Origin of the sequence: Helicobacter suis HS1, assembly GCF_026000295.1 — a bacterium.
GTDB classification, from domain to species: domain Bacteria; phylum Campylobacterota; class Campylobacteria; order Campylobacterales; family Helicobacteraceae; genus Helicobacter; species Helicobacter suis.
Genome location: NZ_AP026769.1, coordinates 570,934 through 589,041, shown reverse-complemented (window position 1 = coordinate 589,041; position 18,108 = coordinate 570,934). Strand labels below are relative to the sequence as shown.

Annotated in this window: 15 protein-coding genes and 2 pseudogenes; 13 read left to right on the top strand and 4 right to left on the bottom strand. The window is 40.6% G+C overall.

What is annotated here, in order from left to right; all coding sequences use genetic code 11:
• Positions 1-12 precede the first annotated feature (12 nt).
• The 6 genes from OO773_RS03265 to OO773_RS03240 are packed head-to-tail and all read left to right on the top strand — an operon-like array spanning position 13 to position 6,676.
• On the top strand, positions 13-228 hold the full coding sequence (locus OO773_RS03265) for a DNA-directed RNA polymerase subunit omega (RefSeq protein ID WP_006564029.1): 216 nt from the start codon (positions 13-15) through the stop codon (positions 226-228).
• Positions 215-2,530, top strand: coding sequence for a RelA/SpoT family protein (locus OO773_RS03260; RefSeq protein ID WP_178137343.1), 2,316 nt, complete (start codon positions 215-217; stop codon positions 2,528-2,530). Before OO773_RS03265 ends, OO773_RS03260 begins: the two co-directional genes overlap by 14 nt.
• 3 nt (positions 2,531-2,533) lie before the next feature.
• The gene (gene tyrS, locus OO773_RS03255; protein ID WP_006564031.1) at positions 2,534-3,739 is read left to right on the top strand and encodes a tyrosine--tRNA ligase; all 1,206 of its coding nucleotides are present in this window, start codon (positions 2,534-2,536) and stop codon (positions 3,737-3,739) included.
• 9 nt (positions 3,740-3,748) lie between these two features.
• The gene (locus OO773_RS03250; RefSeq protein ID WP_034377057.1) at positions 3,749-4,840 is read left to right on the top strand and encodes a nitronate monooxygenase; all 1,092 of its coding nucleotides are present in this window, start codon (positions 3,749-3,751) and stop codon (positions 4,838-4,840) included.
• 4 nt (positions 4,841-4,844) lie between these two features.
• Positions 4,845-5,918 (top strand): N-acetylmuramoyl-L-alanine amidase family protein, encoded by a 1,074-nt coding sequence (locus OO773_RS03245; protein WP_073115448.1) that lies wholly within the window; start codon positions 4,845-4,847, stop codon positions 5,916-5,918.
• Positions 5,919-5,923: 5 nt separating this feature from the next.
• Positions 5,924-6,676: a hypothetical protein gene (locus tag OO773_RS03240; RefSeq protein WP_040499112.1), complete on the top strand. Its 753-nt coding sequence runs from the start codon at positions 5,924-5,926 to the stop codon at positions 6,674-6,676.
• On the opposite strand, the gene OO773_RS03235 is transcribed toward OO773_RS03240, so the two are convergent.
• The gene (locus OO773_RS03235; protein ID WP_006564035.1) at positions 6,654-7,346 is read right to left on the bottom strand and encodes an MqnA/MqnD/SBP family protein; all 693 of its coding nucleotides are present in this window, start codon (positions 7,344-7,346) and stop codon (positions 6,654-6,656) included. The genes OO773_RS03240 and OO773_RS03235 overlap by 23 nt on opposite strands.
• A gap of 88 nt (positions 7,347-7,434) precedes the next feature.
• On the opposite strand from OO773_RS03235, the gene acnB reads away from it, so the two are divergent.
• The 7 genes and pseudogenes from acnB to OO773_RS03200 all read left to right on the top strand — a co-directional run bounded on the left by acnB (position 7,435) and on the right by OO773_RS03200 (position 14,323).
• Complete coding sequence (gene acnB / locus OO773_RS03230) at positions 7,435-9,993, top strand: bifunctional aconitate hydratase 2/2-methylisocitrate dehydratase (protein WP_006564036.1); 2,559 nt, start codon at positions 7,435-7,437, stop codon at positions 9,991-9,993.
• Positions 9,994-10,053: 60 nt separating this feature from the next.
• Positions 10,054-10,713, top strand: a complete 660-nt coding sequence (locus OO773_RS03225) for an amino acid ABC transporter permease (RefSeq protein WP_006564037.1) — start codon at positions 10,054-10,056, stop codon at positions 10,711-10,713.
• A 43-nt stretch (positions 10,714-10,756) separates the two neighbouring features.
• A pseudogene (locus OO773_RS03220) lies at positions 10,757-11,121 on the top strand (bifunctional aconitate hydratase 2/2-methylisocitrate dehydratase); the annotation flags it as partial.
• Positions 11,105-11,773, top strand: coding sequence for an amino acid ABC transporter permease (locus OO773_RS03215; RefSeq protein ID WP_264828726.1), 669 nt, complete (start codon positions 11,105-11,107; stop codon positions 11,771-11,773). The pseudogene OO773_RS03220 and the gene OO773_RS03215, both read left to right, overlap by 17 nt.
• Positions 11,761-12,504: an amino acid ABC transporter ATP-binding protein gene (locus OO773_RS03210; protein WP_034376748.1), complete on the top strand. Its 744-nt coding sequence runs from the start codon at positions 11,761-11,763 to the stop codon at positions 12,502-12,504. Before OO773_RS03215 ends, OO773_RS03210 begins: the two co-directional genes overlap by 13 nt.
• A 41-nt stretch (positions 12,505-12,545) precedes the next feature.
• On the top strand, positions 12,546-13,382 hold the full coding sequence (locus OO773_RS03205; RefSeq protein ID WP_006564040.1) for a cysteine ABC transporter substrate-binding protein: 837 nt from the start codon (positions 12,546-12,548) through the stop codon (positions 13,380-13,382).
• Positions 13,379-14,323: a D-2-hydroxyacid dehydrogenase gene (locus OO773_RS03200; RefSeq protein ID WP_264828681.1), complete on the top strand. Its 945-nt coding sequence runs from the start codon at positions 13,379-13,381 to the stop codon at positions 14,321-14,323. The genes OO773_RS03205 and OO773_RS03200 overlap by 4 nt, the downstream gene beginning before the upstream one ends.
• On the opposite strand, the pseudogene OO773_RS03195 reads toward OO773_RS03200, so the two are convergent.
• The 3 genes and pseudogenes from OO773_RS03195 to OO773_RS03185 form a co-directional block, all read right to left on the bottom strand.
• Positions 14,313-15,358: pseudogene (locus OO773_RS03195) on the bottom strand (phospholipase A). The gene OO773_RS03200 and the pseudogene OO773_RS03195 sit on opposite strands and share 11 nt — an antisense overlap.
• Positions 15,351-16,685, bottom strand: coding sequence for a sodium-dependent transporter (locus OO773_RS03190; RefSeq protein WP_006564043.1), 1,335 nt, complete (start codon positions 16,683-16,685; stop codon positions 15,351-15,353). The pseudogene OO773_RS03195 and the gene OO773_RS03190 overlap by 8 nt, the downstream one beginning before the upstream one ends.
• Before the next feature lie 10 nt (positions 16,686-16,695).
• Positions 16,696-18,030 carry a sodium-dependent transporter gene (locus OO773_RS03185; RefSeq protein WP_006564044.1) on the bottom strand — a complete coding sequence of 445 codons (1,335 nt, stop codon included), beginning with the start codon at positions 18,028-18,030 and terminating at the stop codon, positions 16,696-16,698.
• Positions 18,031-18,108: the final 78 nt, after the last annotated feature.

The following is an 18,108-nucleotide window of genomic DNA, read 5'->3' as shown; positions in this document are numbered from 1 at the left end:
TAAAGGACACATTTGAGAACAGAAGAAATTGTAGCTAAGGCACTAGAAAGAGTTAATGGAGATCGCTATATTTTATCTAACCTCATCTTTTCTCGGGTTAGACAATTAGGAGCGGGTACAAGGCCTTTAGTGGCGATGGATATTAAAACCCATAAACCAACAGATATTGCCATTCTTGAGATTGCAGAGGGAAAAATTAGTCTAGATCGCATTGATGAAAGATACTAAGACCCACCCTTATAGTGGTCTACTTGAAATTCTAGAACTGCTTAAGGAAGTTTCTGGGCCTAGTGAGGCTATTGATGTTTTAAAAAACACCACTTCTATCACTCCCAAGATCGCCCAAGCACTTGATCTAGCCACGCATTACCACCAAGGACAAATGCGAAAGGGAGGAGGTCCTTATATCACCCACCCTATTTGTGTGGCCTGTATTGTGGCCTTTTGTGGGGGCGATGAGGCGATGATCTGTGCTTCTTTATTGCACGATGTGGTGGAGGATACGCCATGTGAAATTGGACAAATTGTAGAACTCTTTGGAGAAGATGTAGCTAATTTAGTTGATGCCCTAACTAAAATTACAGAAATTCGCAAAGAAGAGCTTGCTTTTGACCCCCAAAACCCTAGATTAGTAACTTCTGCTCTGACTTTTAGAAAAATTCTAGTGAGTGCTATTAAAGACCCTAGAGCTTTGGTGGTTAAAATTAGCGACCGGTTACATAATATTTTAACCCTTGATGCGTTGAGTCGGGATAAACAAATCCGTATTTCTAAAGAGACTTTAGCCGTTTATGCTCCCATTGCTAGCCGTTTGGGCATGTCCTCTATTAAAAACGAATTAGAGGATAAAAGTTTTTATTATATTTACCCTCAAGAATACCAAAGTATCCAGTCTTATTTAAACAAAAGCAAACAAGCCCTCTCCCTTAAACTTAACCAATTTGCTAGTAAACTTGAAAAAATGTTTTTTGAAGCCGGGTTTTTAGAAACAGATTTTCAAATCACCACCCGCATTAAACGCCCTTATTCTATCTTTTTAAAAATGCAGCGCAAGGGAGCGGTGAATAAAGATGAAATTTTAGATTTAATGGCAGTCCGCGTTTTGGTGCGTACACCTTTAGAATGCTATAAAATCTTAGGCATTGTACATTTGCGTTTTAAACCCATTGTTTCGCGCTTTAAGGATCACATTGCTTTGCCTAAGGAAAATGGCTACCAAACTATTCACACCACTATTTTTGATGAGTCCTCCATTTATGAGGTACAAATCCGCACCTTTGATATGCACATGGGCGCAGAGTATGGCAATTCAGCGCATTGGAAGTATAAAGCCGGAGGCGCAGAGCCAGAGAGTCTTAAATGGCTACACAATCTTAAATACCAAAGCGAGGATAATAAAGACAACCCTAGAGAATTTTATGATTTAGTACAAAATGATTTATACCGCGAGGACATCACGGTGTTTTCACCCAGTGGAGATAATTACACTTTACCAGCTGGAGCTATTGTTTTAGATTTTGCCTACATGATTCATAGCGAACTAGGCGATAAGGCTAAAGAAGCTTTTGTGAATAATAAAAAAGCCTTGCTTAATCAAGAACTTAGAAGTGGCGATGTGGTTAAAATTATTAAAGGCAAAAAGAGTATCCCGCGCTTTACTTGGATTAACCAGCTACGCACTTCTAGAGCTAAGAGCCATCTTAAACTCCAGCGCAAAAACCAGATTAAAGAGATTGATTCTAAAAGCATGATTAATATCCTTAACTCCATTTTTGAATCCCCTATTTTTGAGGCTGATATGGGTGCTAAGCAGTATTTGCTTTTTGAAAAAAAGTTAGCCGAGTATGGGGTGGAGTGTAGTTTGAGTGAGGCGATGAAAAGCATTGATGGGGTGAGAAAATTAGTTGAGGAAATCCAAGCAAAGGTCCCACAGATAGCACAGCACACACGGAGCGAACAACGCCTTTTTGGCTTTGTGATGAAAAATTTAATGCAATTTCGCTTCACACGGATTTTAAATAGGCCTTTGCCCTCTGTTGGGCTTAAAAGATGTGATTTAGAAAATTTCATCATCTATACAAACCCCCATGTGCATGTTAAACAAGTGGTGTTTAATGATTGTTGCCACCCTAAATACCAAGATGAAATTATCGCTATCATGCCAAATTATAAAGACCATAAGGTTGTAGTACACCATAAACTATGCAAACAAGGCGGGTTAGATATTGATCTAGGTTTGCCTATGGTTTTTATTGAGTGGAGCAAGAGAAGTAAAGAGATTTATAAAATTATTATCCATGTTAGCAACACAAAAGAGGCGTTGTTACACCTTCTAACCTTTTTAATCAAAAACGATTGCCACATTGTGGGAGTCCATTACCGCGGTTATTTGGATCATTTTTCCTCTCATTGTGAAATTTTATTTGAATACAATGCTAAAGAAGTGAGGGTGTTTAAGGATATTGTCATGCGCAAGTATCAAGAAAGACTAGGGGAATTTTCTAGTCTTAAAGACGCTTATCAGGAGTAAAGGATACACATGGAACTCAAACACGCTATGGCAGACATCACAAGGGGCATGGGAGAATGCATTGGCTTAGAGTATTTACAAAGTCTTGTAGAGAGGTTTTATAATACAAGTAATCGTTTTAGTGCTAAGGCCGGATTTGACCCCACCGCTCCAGATTTGCATTTAGGGCATATGGTTTTACTTAATAAATTAGCTACTTTGCAAAGACACGGCGCACGGGTACAGTTTGTAATCGGGGATTTTACCGCTACTATAGGCGATCCTAGTGGCAAGAGTGAGACACGCAAGATTTTAAGCTTTGAGGAGGTGTTAGAAAATGCCAAGACTTATAAAGAACAGGTGTTTAAAATTTTAGATCCAGATTTAACCGATGTGTGTTTTAATAGTGCATGGTTAAAGCCACTAGGAGCAGAAGGGTTGCTTGTCTTGACTTCTAAATTCTCAGTAGCTAGAATGCTTGAGCGCGATGATTTTGAGAAACGCTATAAAGAGAATAAGCCCATTAGCGTGGTGGAGTTCATGTACCCGCTTTTACAAGGTTATGACTCGGTGGCTTTAGAATGTGATATAGAATTGGGGGGCAATGATCAAAAGTTTAATTTATTGGTTGGGCGGTTTTTACAGCGATCTTATGGGCTTTCTAAGGAGCAAAGCGTGTTGACCATGCCCTTACTTGAAGGGCTTGATGGGGTGCATAAGATGAGCAAGAGTTTGGGTAATTATATTGGTGTAAGCGAAGATCCAAAGAATATGTATGCCAAATTGCTAAGTATTAGCGATGATTTGATGTGGCGTTATTACGAGCTTTTAAGCGCACAAACAAGCCAACAAATCGCCCTTTTAAAACAGGGGGTGCAAGAGGGGAAATTACACCCAAAAACAATCAAAGAAGAACTAGCCCTAGAAATCATCACCCGTTTACACTCTTTAAAACAGGCTCAAGAAGCCAAAGCAGAATTTGATCGCATCAGCCATAAACAAATCCCTAGCGAGCTTGTGCAAATGCAATTTAGCGAAGGGGTTTGGATTGGCACACTGCTTAAAAGTGCGGGGCTAAGCCCTTCTACCTCGCAGGCAAGGCGGGATATTAAGGCTGGTGGAGTGCGGATTAATCAAGTTGTGATCTTAGATGAACAGTACCAATTTTCTAAAGGGAGCTATGTCGTGCAAGTGGGCAAGAGAAAATTTATACGGGCTATCATTGCCTAAAGAATGTACATGATCTCTACACTCAAACCGCTTAAAATCGGTAAACACATTCTTAAATACCCCATTTTTCAAGGGGGCATGGGGGTTGGAATTAGCTGGGACGAGCTAGCCGGGAATGCCGCTAAAGAAGGGATTTTAGGCGTGATCTCAGCCGTAGGCACGGGTTATTATAAAAACATGCGCTTTGTAGAAAAAATCGTAGCCAAAAAACCCTTTGAGGCCCTTAATTTTTACTCCAAGCAGGCTTTGATAGAAATCTTTAAAAATGCCCGTAAAATCTGTGGGTCTAATCCGCTAGGGGCTAATATCTTGCATGCGATTAATGAATACGGGCGGGTGGTGTGCGATGCTTGTGAAGCCGGGGCTAATGTAATTATTACCGGAGCCGGATTGCCCACTAACATGCCCGAATTTACTAAGGATTTTCCCAGCGTAGCCCTTGTGCCTATCATTTCCTCTATCAAAGCTTTACACATTATTTGTAAACGCTGGAGTGCACGCTATAAAAAAATCCCGGATGCGGTGATTGTAGAGGGCCCTTTAAGTGGGGGGCATCAGGGGTTTAAATACGAGGATTGTTTTAAAGAGGAATTCCAGTTAGAAAATTTAGTACCCGGCATTGTAGAGGCTAGCAAGGAGTGGGGACATATCCCTATCATTGCAGCGGGGGGTATTTGGGATCGTAAAGACATTAATAAAATGCTCTCTTTGGGTGCAAGTGGGGTGCAAATGGCCACGCGCTTTTTAGGCACTAAAGAATGCGATGCTAAAGTCTATGCGCAGATTCTACCCTCTTTAAAGAAAGAGGATATTGTACTCATCAAATCCCCCGTAGGTTATCCAGCTCGTGCTATTAACACCGGTGTACTTGAGCGCATTAAAGAGGGCAATGCGCCACGAATTGCTTGCGTGAGTAACTGTGTAAGTCCTTGTAACCGCGGTGAGGAGGCTAGAAAAGTAGGCTACTGTATTGCCGATGGATTAGGCCGTGCCCATCAAGGTAATCGCACAGAAGGCCTGTATTTTACGGGGGCTAATGGGTATAGGATTGAAAAAATTATCAGTGTGCATGAACTCGTGCAAGAGCTGATTTTGGATTGAATGGGTGCGCTATTTTTTAGTCTGCTTATTATTACAACTAGGGCTTTATGCCCATATTCTTAAAATCACAGAGGTTGTCCCCTTTGGTGTTAGCAATCTGCGCATCAGCTTTAACCAAGATATTAAGCGCAGTGTTTTTAAAGAAATAGCACTTAATCGTTTTAAAGCTCTTTTACAAATCCATGCTAAACTCATGCCTGCGCCTAGAAACTATCGTTTTGCTAACCAAACCTCTATTAAAATTACTTCTGGAAAATTAGTTAAAGTGTGGATTAATATCCACAAAAACATGGCCTATCGTCTTAAACTAACCCATAATCATCTTTACATTTTTTTAGAAGAATTTCTAATCGCTCAATCTAAACCTCCTTTAAAAAAACCCCCTTTAAAAAAAACCAAGCGCTTTAAAGTAGTGATCGATCCCGGGCATGGCGGGCATGATTGTGGGGCAATGGGTATTAATGGTGTTTGTGAAAAGCGCATTGTACTGGCGGTGGCTAAATATCTCCAACAAGAACTCCAAAACCGCGCTTATCAAGTTTACATGACTCGTAACCAAGATACTTATGTGGATTTAAAGACGCGTACCGAATTTGCCAACAATAAAAACGCTGATCTTTTCATCTCTATCCATGCTAATTCTATCCCCAAGCACAGCAACACCAATCCTCAAGGTGTAGAAACCTATTTTCTCTCCACAGCCCGCAGTGAAAGGGCGCGTAAAGTGGCTGAGCAAGAAAACCAAGATGATGTAAAGGTCATGGATTATTTTTCTAAACTCTCCTTTTTAAATTCTCTTAATTCCCAGCGCCTTATTATTTCTAATAAACTAGCTATTGATATTCAGTTTGGGATTTTAAACAGATTGCGCCAACGCTATAAAGATGTCGTAGATGGGGGCGTTAGAGAGGGGCCTTTTTGGGTGTTAGCTGGGGCTTTAATGCCCTCAGTGCTCATTGAAATTGGCTATAACTCCAATCCTAAAGAATCCAAACGCATTCAGGATAAACGCTACCAACAGGCTTTAGCAAGAGGAATTGCCGATGGTGTGCAAAGTTTTATTAGTAAAAACTATTGATTCTCATGCAAAAAATCAATCTTTACAAGGTGGTGTTTTCCTCAATTTTTTTTATCCTCTTTGTGATCACGAGTCTTTCTTTACTGCTCTCTACCTTTGCCCATGATTTTACGCAACTCTTTAGTATTTTTAATAAACACTTTTACCGCCCATTAATCTTTTTCCTTTATGTCTGTGGCGTATTCATGTCTCTTATCTATCTAGTACTTTGTGCATGGCATAAAAACCACGCACTCATTCCCCAAATCGTGGCATTCATCGGGGGGGTACTCTTCATATACTTGTGCTTTATTCCTCCTATCCCTACTCCTACCTTTTTATTCGCGTTCTTTTTCTATCTTGCATTTTTTCTACTAGGAATGATCTGGTTTCATTTTAGAAGTAAGAAATTTAAAAACAAATATCTGATTCTTTTTGCCCCCTCTCTTAATACCTGTTTGGTTACTCTCTTTGCTAGCGGGTTACAGACCTATTTTTTAACCCATAGTTTACAGGCATGGTTTGATTGGATTCTCTTTTGTCTTGGATTGGTGTTATTGCTGGTTTTGCTTGCTAGACATAAAGAGTATTTTGGGCTTTATGAATACGCTAATTTATTGGTGCTAATAGCCGGAATTTTAGTGTTTTTATTAAGTGCCCCTATTTTGTTTCAAATAGAGCGCTATAACGAAGCCCGTTGGTCGTTTTATTTGCTAGGCTTTTTGGGGTGGTATGGAGAGTGGATGTATACTAGCTTTAAAAACGACGGGGTCCCTTAATTCTTTTAAGGCGCAACTCGCGGTAAAAACAACGCAAAGAGAATTCCTCTTTAGCGCGCAAACGGTATTTGATATGCTTAAGATACTCTAAAATCTGCGAGTAGTTAAGTTGGCTAACACGCGCTCTTTGCTCTAAAATATAAAAAGGAATTTTGACTTTTTTAGCATAAAAGGCGCGGGCTAGGTTTTGATAAAAAAAGTCATGGGATTGGAAACAAAAACGGCCAAATACAAAGGGCAATCCTCTTTTTTGATACCAGCAGGTGGCCATGTCTATAAAATCTGGCTTATTTCCTTTTTTGTAATAAAAACGCAAGGCTTTATCCCCAATTAAAACCTGTCCCCTAAGCCCAAGAACTTGGCAAAGAGCATTAGAGGTATTTGATTGGCTATCCATTTTAGGCTCAGTTTGCACCACTAAAACACTCAATACTTGTTTTTCTCCAATAATGCCACAGGGAGTAACTTGTCTTTTGCGCCAAGAATTAAAACCGGCAATGGAAGAGATAAAACCCGCATCAATGCGTTTAAAAAGAAAATCGTGATTGAGCTTAGCCGGATAGGTTTTTTTGTGGTTTAAAAACTGCTTGAAGTTAGAGGGTGTGGGGTAGGCCTTAATAAAAACATCAAAGGGGAGTAAATTTAAATAATCAATTTTTCCAAAACGCATGCATAACCTTACTTGATAATCTTTTAGACATGGCAAAAAAATAACGGAGTTGTTATATACTACCAAGATAAACCTAGAAGGAGTTGATATGTTGAATTTTTTGCAAGAATACCAACAAATCACGCGGGAGCGTGCTAGGGAGCATATCCCCCCCTTGCCCTTAAACGCAGAACAAGTAGAAAGGGTGGTTAATATCCTTTTATACTCTAATGACAAAGCAGAATGCGCTTTTGCTAAGGATTTATTGATTCACCGTGTAAGCCCGGGCGTAGATGAGGGAGCAAAGGTTAAGGCAGAATTTTTAGGCAATCTTGTGAGTAAAAAAGTAGAATGCGTACATTTCAGCCCTTTAGAGGCGGTGGAGTATCTAGGAACTATGCTTGGGGGTTATAATGTTGCGCCTCTGATTGAAGCCTTGCAAAGTAGCGATACAGAAATTGCTAAGGCTGCTTGTAATGCCCTTAAGGCAACTTTACTTGTTTATAACTCTTTTGAGATCATCGCTGAACTAAGCCAAACTAACGCCCTTGCTCAAGAAGTCTTAGAATCTTGGGCTAATGCTGAATGGTTTTTAAATAAACCGGCTTTACCCGAAAAACTAGAACTGTGCGTACTTAAAATTGATGGGGAAACTAACACCGATGATTTAAGCCCAGCTAGCGATGCCTTTACCCGTAGCGATATTCCTCTGCATGCTAATGCCATGCTTAAAAATCGCATAGAAAACTACCAAGAACGCTTAACAAATATCAAGTCTAAAGGCGTGCCGGTGGTGTATGTGGGCGATGTAGTGGGTACAGGTAGCTCACGCAAAAGCGCGACTAATTCAATTATGTGGCACTTTGGGAAAGATATTCCTTATGTGCCCAATAAAAGAACGGGGAGTGTGGTCATTGGAGGCGTGGTTGCGCCTATTTTCTTTGCCACCTGTGAGGATAGCGGAGCTTTGCCCATAGTAGCAGATGTGAAAGATTTAAAAGAGGGCGATATGATTGAGGTTTATCCTTATAAAGGGCAAATCTGTAAAGAGGGCAAAGTAATTAGTTCGTTTAAATTAGAACCCACCACCCTAGCCGATGAATACCGCGCTGGGGGGCGTATTCCTCTAATTATTGGGCGCTCTCTCACTAACAAGGCGCGTAAATTCTTAAACCTCCCCCCCTCTGATGTCTTTGCTAAACCAGAACAACCCAAAGAAAGCACAAAAGGCTACACTCTAGCCCAAAAAATTGTAGGAAAAGCATGCGGGGTGGAGGGCGTGCGCCCCGGGGCATATTGTGAACCGCTTGCTAGCACTGTGGGCAGTCAAGATACAACAGGAGCGATGACGCGCGATGAAGTTAAGGAATTAGCTAGCCTGCATTTTGAGGCAGATTTTGTATTGCAGTCTTTTTGCCACACGGCTGCTTATCCTAAACCCTCTGATGTGCGTTTACAAGCCACTTTACCGCAATTTTTTACTAGTAGAGGCGGGGTAGCTTTGCGCCCTAAAGATGGGATTATCCATTCTTGGCTTAATCGCATGGGCTTACCGGATACCTTAGGCACTGGAGGCGATAGCCATACCCGTTTCCCTCTTGGGATTAGTTTTCCAGCTGGTAGCGGGCTTGTGGCCTTTGCAGCCGTAACGGGGACCATGCCCTTAAACATGCCTGAATCTGTACTTGTGCGCTTTAAAGGAGAGATGCAACCGGGTATCACGCTTAGAGACCTCGTAAATGCCATTCCCTACTATGCAATCAAACAAGGTTTGCTCACTGTAGAGAAAAAGGGCAAAAAGAATATTTTCAATGGCAAGATTTTAGAGATTGAAGGGCTAGGTGATATTAAAATTGAGCAGGCTTTTGAGCTTAGCGATGCGAGCGCAGAAAGAAGCGCGGCAGCTTGTACTGTGCGCTTGAATAAAGAGCCCATTATTGAATATCTAAGCTCTAATATCAAACTCATTGAGCAAATGATTGTAAATGGCTATGAGCATCAAGAAACTTTAAGAAGGCGAGCACAAAAAATGCAAAGCTGGATTAATAATCCTGTGTTATTAGAGCCGGATGCAGATGCTGAGTACGCCGCGGTGATTGAAATTGATCTAAATGAGATTAAAGAGCCCATTTTAGCCTGCCCCAATGATCCAGACGATGTAGCTACACTTAGCGAAGTGCTAAATAATCCCAAACGACCCCATAAAATTGATGAAGTCTTTATCGGGAGTTGTATGACTAATATTGGGCATTTTAGAGCCTTTGGGGAGATTGTAAAGGGTGCGGGGGCTTCGCCTATCCGCCTTTGGATCGTGCCTCCTACTAAAATGGATGAAAAACAGCTCACACAAGAGGGTTATTTTGCTATCTTTGGGGCTGCCGGGGCACGGACTGAGGTTCCGGGCTGTAGTTTGTGCATGGGTAATCAAGCACGGGTACGCGATAATGCAGTAGTGTTTTCTACCTCCACCCGCAACTTTGATAACCGCATGGGCAAGGGCGCGCAGGTGTATTTAGGCAGTGCTGAATTAGGCGCGGTGTGTGCGCTGCTGGGTAAAATCCCCACCTCTAGCGAATATTTAGAACTCGTGGCCGACAAACTAGAAGCGCGCAAATCTGAAATTTATCGCTACATGAATTTTCATCTAATGGAGTCCTTTAGTTTATAAGCTTATTTTAAGCACAACCCTATATGCTCCTGAAATTTTAAAGGGGTGAAGGGGTGTGGCTTGGAGCTTAATTGGCCTTTTATGTTGCATGTAATCCCTGCTTTTGTGCAGGGTTTAAAAATCAGCCTTTTAATTGCCTTTTTTGGGATTTTAGGCGCAACTTTGCTAGGTTTTTTAGTAGCACTTTTGTTGTTTTTTAAAACGCCTTTTTTTGCGCCCTGTGCGCGGGTGTATGTAGAAATTGCTAGAAATACCCCCCTTCTTATCCAGCTTTTCTTTTTATACTACGGCTTAAAAGAAATTGGTTTTTCTTTAAGCGCTATGCAATGTGCCATTATCGGGCTTTCTTTTTTAGGTGGGGCTTATATGGCAGAGAGTTTTTTACTCGGTTTAAAAGCCCTGCCTAAAGTGCAAACAGAAGCGGCTTTAAGTTTAGGATTAAATCGCTTACAAAGCCTTTATTATGTCTTGCTCCCACAAAGCCTAGCTATCTCTTTACCCTCTTTAGGTGCTAATGTTATTTTTCTATTAAAAGAAACCTCCGTTGTAAGCGCCATTGCTCTAGCAGATGTGATGTTTGTGGCTAAGGATCTCATAGGCATTTATTACAAAACCACAGAGGCGCTTATTTTGTTAGTCTTAACCTATTTAGTAGTCTTATTGCCTTTGAGCCTACTTTTTAGAGCCCTTGAGCAATTCTACAAGAAAAAAACATGGTAGAGGTTTTGCTTGCTCTTTACATGTAAAAATCTTACGCGAATGCGCTTTTGCTAAGGATTTATTGATTCACGTGTAAGCCCGGGCGTAGATGAGGGAGCAAAGGTTAAGGCAGAATTTTTAGGCAATCTTGTGAGTAGCGTCTATCCTTTTGTACATTTCAGCCCTTTAGAGGCGGTGGAGTATCTAGGAACTATGCTTGGGGGTTATTTTTTAAAAGAGCTGATTGAAGCCTTGCAAAGTAGCGATACAGAAATTGCTAAGGCTGCTTGTAATGCCCTTAAGGCAACTTTACTTGTTTATAACTCTTTTGAGATCATCGCTGAACTAAGCCAAACTAACGCCCTTGCTCAAGAAGTCTTAGAATCTTGGGCTAATGCTGAATGGTTTTTAAATAAACCGGCTTTATCTAGCCCGTCTCTTTGAAGGCTTAAAAACCACGCTATTTATCGCCCTGCTTTCCATTGTTATTTCTATTATCGGGGGGCTTTTAATGGGGGTTGTGATGGCTTTTTGTACTAAATCTATACGCTTTTTATGCCATCTGTATTTGGAGAGTGTGCGCATTATCCCCCTGCTTGTTTGGCTCTTTGTGGTGTATTTTGGGCTTTCTGCATGGTTTAACTTACATATTAGCGCAGAGGTTGCTAGCGTGGCGGTTTTTAGTGTGTGGGGCATAGCTGAAATGATGGATTTAACCAGAGGCGCACTCACCTCCATTAGCCCACACCAAACTTATAGCGCAAAGGCTCTAGGCTTAAAACCCATGCAAATTACCTTTTTTATTCTTTTCCCTCAGGCCTTTCTTGCCCTTTTACCCTCTAGTGTCAATCTCTTTACCCGCATGATCAAAACCACCTCGCTTGTATCTTTAATCGGTACGATAGATTTATTAAAGGTAGGCCAACAAATGATTGAAGTTAATCTCTTTAAAATGCCCCATGCAAGTTTTTATGTCTATGGCTGGATTTTTGTGGTGTACTTTATGCTTTGTTACCCGCTCTCTTGTTTAAGCAAGTGGCTAGAGAAAAAAATACCACAGGGGCTAATATGCCAATTTTAGAAACCAAACAACTCAAAAAAGCCTATGCAGAGCATGTCGTACTTAATGGCATTGATTTTAGATTGCAAAAGGGTGAGGCGGTAGTGATTTTAGGGCCTAGTGGCTGTGGTAAAAGTACTTTTCTGCGCTGTTTAAATGGGCTAGAACCCATACAAGGAGGTTCGATCTTTTTTAAAGGGCTAGAAATCAGCACGCCTAAGACTAATTGGAATCAAATCCGCCAGCACATTGGCATGGTTTTCCAAAGTTATGAGCTTTTCCCGCATTTAAGCGTCTTGCAAAATATTTTGCTAGGTCCTTTGAAAGTACAAAAACGCGCTAAGGAGAAAGTAGAAGAAAAGGCCATTACTCTTTTAAAACGCGTAGGGCTAGAGCACAAAAAACAAGCCTACCCAAGGGAGCTTAGCGGGGGACAAAAACAAAGGGTTGCCATTGTCCGGGCGCTGTGCATGGAGCCGGAGGTGATGCTTTTTGATGAAGTAACCGCCTCGCTCGATCCAGAGATGGTTAAAGAAGTGTTAGATGTGATTTTAGAGCTAGCTAGTGAGGGAATGAGTATGATTATTGTAACCCATGAAATGAAGTTTGCTAGAAAGGTAGCTGAGCGCATTGTATTTTTTGATCAAGGGCAAGTGGTAGAACAAGCCCCCCCACAGGAATTTTTCACCTCACCTAAATCTGAGCGGGCACAAAAATTTTTAGAAATTTTTAATTTTTTAGGTGCTTGTTAGTTTTTTGCTGTTAGACTGAGAAATTTAGCAAGGAGTTTTGTATGCGTGCATTCTTAAAGTTCTTTGGAGTTTTTAGCGCTTTGGTAGCGCTCTCTTTAGTTGGGTGTTCTGATCACAAATCCAAAGCTCAAGAGGGGCTTTCTGCTATCAAAGAAAGAGGAATATTAAGAGTAGGCGTTTTTAGCGATAAGCCTCCCTTTGGTTTTGTAGATAGCAAGGGGCAATATCAGGGTTTTGATGTTTACATTGCTAAACGGATGGCTAAAGATCTGTTAGGCGATGCAAAGAAAATCCAGTTTATACCTGTGGAGGCAGCTGCGCGGGTGGAATTTTTAAAGGCTAATAAAGTAGATGTGATCATGGCTAATTTTACTAAAACTAGAGAAAGAGAGGCAGTAGTGGATTTTGCTAAGCCTTATATGAAAGTGGCTTTAGGCGTGGTGTCTAAAGGTGGGGTCATTAAAAGCGTTGCTGATCTTAAGAGCAAAAATCAACCTTTGATTGTCAATAAAGGCACGACGGCAGATTTTTACTTCTCTAGAAATTATCCCTATATCCACCTGCTTAAATACGATCAAAATACCGAAACTTTCTTAGCCCTTAAAAATAATCGTGGGATAGCCTTAGCACACGATAATACGCTTTTATTTGCATGGGTAAAACAAAACCCCGAATTTAAAGTGGGCATTCCTAATTTAGGCGAGCAAGATGTAATTGCTCCAGCGGTGAAAAAGGGCGATAAGGCTCTATTAGATTGGCTCGATCAAGAAATAGACAAGCTCACTAAAAGTGGTTTTATGAAGGAGGCTTATAACACCACGCTTAAACCTATTTATGGCAATGATATTAACCCTAGCGCGGTTATTTTTGAGCAATGAAACCTATAGCTGTTGTACTAGAGGCGCTTTCTCTAGGGCGTAAAAATAAGTTAGACGCTTTGGCTGAGTTTGTAGAGCTTATTTCTTATCCGGGAACTTCTCAGGATTTAGTGCTAGAGCGTTGTAAAGATGCTGAGATTGTGGTTTTAAATAAAGTCCCGCTAGATGGGCAAACTCTAAAATCCCTTCCTAAACTCAAATGTATCTGTATCACCGCTACGGGTACAAATATGATCGATCACGCTGTGGCAAAACAATTAGGCATACAAATTAAAAATGTCGCCGGCTACTCTACCCATAGCGTTACTATGCATACTTTTGCTTTAGCTTTGAGTTTACTTTCTAATATGGCCTATTATGATCACTACTGTAAGAGTGGGGAGTATTGCAAGAGTGAGATTTTTACCCATTTTAATAAAGGCGCTTACTCTTTAGAAAATAGACAATGGGGGATTATTGGGCTTGGGGCGATTGGTAAGAATGTGGCGCGTATTGCGCAGAGTTTTGGCGCGCATGTGAGCTATACCTCCACTAGTGGGCGCAATAGCGATAATACTTACCCGCAAAAATCCCTAGAAACTCTTTTGCAAAAAAGCGATGTGATCTCTATCCACGCGCCTCTTAACAATCAAACCCATAATTTAATCCGCACCAAAGAACTTAAGCTCCTCAAAGAAAGAGCTATTTTAATCAATGTGGGGCGGGGTGGGATTGTTAATGAGGAGGAGGTAGCTAAGGCGCTTAAAGAACAAAACTTTTACTACGCTACAGATGTGTTAGAAAAAGAGCCTATGGTGGCTAATCACCCTTTTTTAGATAAAAGTATCCAGCCTAAGCTTTTACTCACACCCCACATCGCATGGGGTTATGGGGATTCAATTAAAAAGCTCATTATAGCCACGATTGAAAATGTAAAGGAATATTTACAATCTAGGGGTTAAGGCGAATGCCCACCCCGAAGCGGTTAGAAAAGACATTATACTCATAAAGCCCATCTCCATAGCCGTTAAAATACTGCAAATAAAGCCCTACAAAGCGGCTAATTCTAAAGGTATAACCTATGCGAATTGCTCCATGCCAACGCCTATAGCGCCAATAATCTGTAAAAATATCATAGAGTCTGAGTTCAAAATGATGCCGTCCTCTGCGATAATCCACTAAGGCATTGCCATAACCCATGTAAGCGATCAAATCGGGGTTAGATTGGTTATAAGGGATATAAGGCCAATAAGCCACATTGATTTTTACCCGCCCTTTTGCCAAACTAAGTGAAACACGGGGCGCTGACCCGCACTTACAGAGCGACACCCCCCTTCATACACTCTTTGGCCATCTTCTTTAATCACTGTTACCGGGTTTCCCGGAAAAGCCCCTAAAGCGTTGCCATTTGCATAGGGCTGGTAACACTGTCTGCCCCCAATGCCATTAGAAATATGTTGCCAGCCGATCCAAAACTCACTAAAAGTTCCCCAACTCTTTTTAAAAAGCGGGATTTTAAGCGGGTAAATGTAGATGAGCTCGGGCATATAGTTAACCATGCGCATAGGCGCGCTTTGGGGGTTATTATAGATTTGAAACCAGTTAGTTTCAGTATAGGCTAAATAAAGCGTACCTTTTGTGTAGAGGAAATGGTGAATTACTGGCACTTTAAAACTAATTTGGAATTTAAAATCTACAGGTTGGTAGCGGTTAATATCCGGGTGATACCACTGATAAATAGGGGTGAAGCTATAGTAAAAAGGTAGAAAATAAGTTCCTCTATATTCCATGATGTCTAGGTATTTTTTAGCAAATTCTATAAGGATATTGTGCTTTTTAGGTCTTCTTGGCGCGACCTCCCAGCTGTTTTTGAGATTGTAGTACCAAGGTTTGTAAAAGCTTGTAGAAATGGGATCATCGTCCTTTTTAATTTGTGGGTTAAGAAAGTCTGCCTTGAGCGTAGCTAGCAAAACAAATGCTAGTGCAATTCTACGCATTTTTGCTAAATTGCAAAACTAAAATTAAAAAGACAACCACAGGTGCAACAAAGCGCACCGCAAAAAACCACACTAAAAAGCCCAAGCGACTCAAAAAGCGTTTACTAGATTTGTAAATGCGTTTTTTATCCATGAAATAGCCTAAAAAGATCACAGAAAACAACCCACCCAAAGGCATGAGTATACTAGAGGTGATAAAATCCATCCAAGCAAAAATGTTCTTGCCCCCAAAAGTAAGCATTGACGCATAATCTTTACAACTAGATAGAATAACTAATAAACCTAAAATATAAGTTAATAAACCAACAAGCCAACATGCTCGGGTGCGATTCCATTTAAAATGGTGCATTAAATATAAAACAGTAGGCTCAACGATAGAAACAGTAGAGGTGATGCCTGCAAAAATCAAGGCCAAAAAGAATAAGAGAGCTATAATAGAGCCTGCTAATCCCATTTGGTGGAATACAAGTGGTAGAGAAATAAAAACTAAACCTACCCCTTGTGAGGGTTGGCCATGGAAATTAAAAACAAAGGTAAAGATCATTAAGCCAGCAATCAGAGAAATAGCAATACCGGGCAACACCACCCATAAAGAACTCCCTAATAAATTCTCATCAGATTTAGTAAAGGCAGCATAGGTAGCAATAGTCCCCACGCCTAAACTCAAAGAAAAAAACATTTGCCCTAGCGCGCTAATTAAAACTTGCATGGTGATCTTGCTACTATCAAAGACAAACATATAATGCAAAGCTTCATGAAAACTTGGCATGGACATGGCGTAAATTAAAAGCCCGATAAAAACCAAAAATAAAAGAGGCATGAGATATAAACTTAGGCGCTCAATCCCCTCTTTAATACCCTTAGAGACGATATAAACAGTGAGCCACAACCACAAACTAAAGCCCAAAATTGGCCAAAATAAATCCACAGTGCTAAGATGTGTAAATAAGGCTTTGGAGGCTTTTAAAGAGCTAGGTAAATGAAAACTAACTTTAACAAGATAGTAAAAAACCCAGCCTAGTACAACTGTGTAAAAAGATAAGATCATAGGGCCTGTGCATAAAAAAATTGCGCTAAAACGCCAAACTTTTTTGTGCTTGGTGTTGAGGTGCTCATAACAAGACACAACATCTTTACGCCCCAAGTTTCCAATGATCATATCTACTAGCAACATAGCAATGCCCAAACTTAAAGCTAAACCCAAGTACAGTAAAACAAAAGCCCCCCCACCATTGCTACCTGCCATGTAAGGAAAGCGCCAAATATGCCCTAATCCAATTGAACTACCCAAAGTGGCTAAAATAAATCCGAGTCTTGAAAAACCCAAATTCTACCTCCTAACCTTGGATGAGTTTAACCACCCAAATAATGAGAATAACCAAAGGAGCGATATATTTTAAGAGAAATACCCATATTAAAAAAACCTGTTTGCTCAGAAAGTGTAAACTCACTGCATAGAGTTTAGTTTTACTCACCACCCAGCCTACAAAGATAACCGAGACTAACCCCCATAAAGGCATTAGGATAGAAGTAGAGAAAAAATCTGTCAAATCAAAGAGATCTTTATTGAAAAAACTCAAATGGGGTTTGTAAGTTTTATTCAAAGAAAGAATCAAAAGTACACCCACAAGAAAAATCCCTAGCGTAACAAGCCAAGTGGCTTGTGTGCGTGAATAGTTTTTATCCACTAAATAGCGCACTGGAGGTTCTAATAAAGCAATAGTGGAGGTGATGCCTGCAAAAGCTAGGGCTGATAAGAAAAGAATAGAAACCACGCTTCCTATTACTCCCATTTTAGAAAAAACCACCGGTAAAGAGACAAAAATAAGGCCTGCGCCTTGTGAAGGGTTAGCTCCGTATTCAAAGACAAAGGTAAAAATCATTAAACCGGCAATTAGAGAAATACAAATACCGGGTAAAACCACCCAAATTGCGCTTTGGAGTAAATCCTGCTTATGGTGGGTAGAGGAGGCATAGGCGATATTAATCCCAATGCCTAAACTAAGCGCAAAGAAAACCTGACCTAAGGCGTTAACAAAAACTTTTTGATTAATGTCTGCTAAGCGGATACCAAACATAAAATCTAAAGCCTTACCAAAGGAGTTTTGCGTGCTTGCATAGATCAATAAGCCAATAAAGACAATAAATAGCAAGGGCATTAAAATAAAATTAAGTTTTTCAATCCCGTCTTTAATTCCCTTAGAAACAATCCAAGCAGTAAGCCATAAAGTCAAGCTAAAACCAGCTAGTTGTTTAAGAATGGAGTCTTCTAGGAGGTTATTAAGAATTTGTTCTGAAGTTTTAACATCTGTGGGCAAGTTAAAACTCACGACAAATAAATAATAAAACACCCAGCCTAAGACAATAGAATAAAAAGTCAAGATAATAGGCCCCGTAAAGAGCATCAAACCTGCATATTTCCAGCGTCTTTTATTAGGGTGTGGATCGAGTGCATCAAAGGCGGAGGCGACATCTTTTTGGGTGCTTTGCCCAATCACCATTTCAGCAATGAGCATGGTAAGCCCAACGGTGAGCGCAAGAACTAAAAATAAAATCACAAATCCGCCCCCTCCGCTAGTTCCAGCCATGTAAGGAAAGCGCCAAATATGCCCTAAGCCTATCGAGCTTCCTAAAGCGGCCAACACAAAACCCAATCTGGAAAAGCTATGCACCTAAATCTCCTTTCTTGGTGGAATGATAAAAAAAGTACGCATTCTAGCATGATAATCATTAAGGTTTACCATATCTTT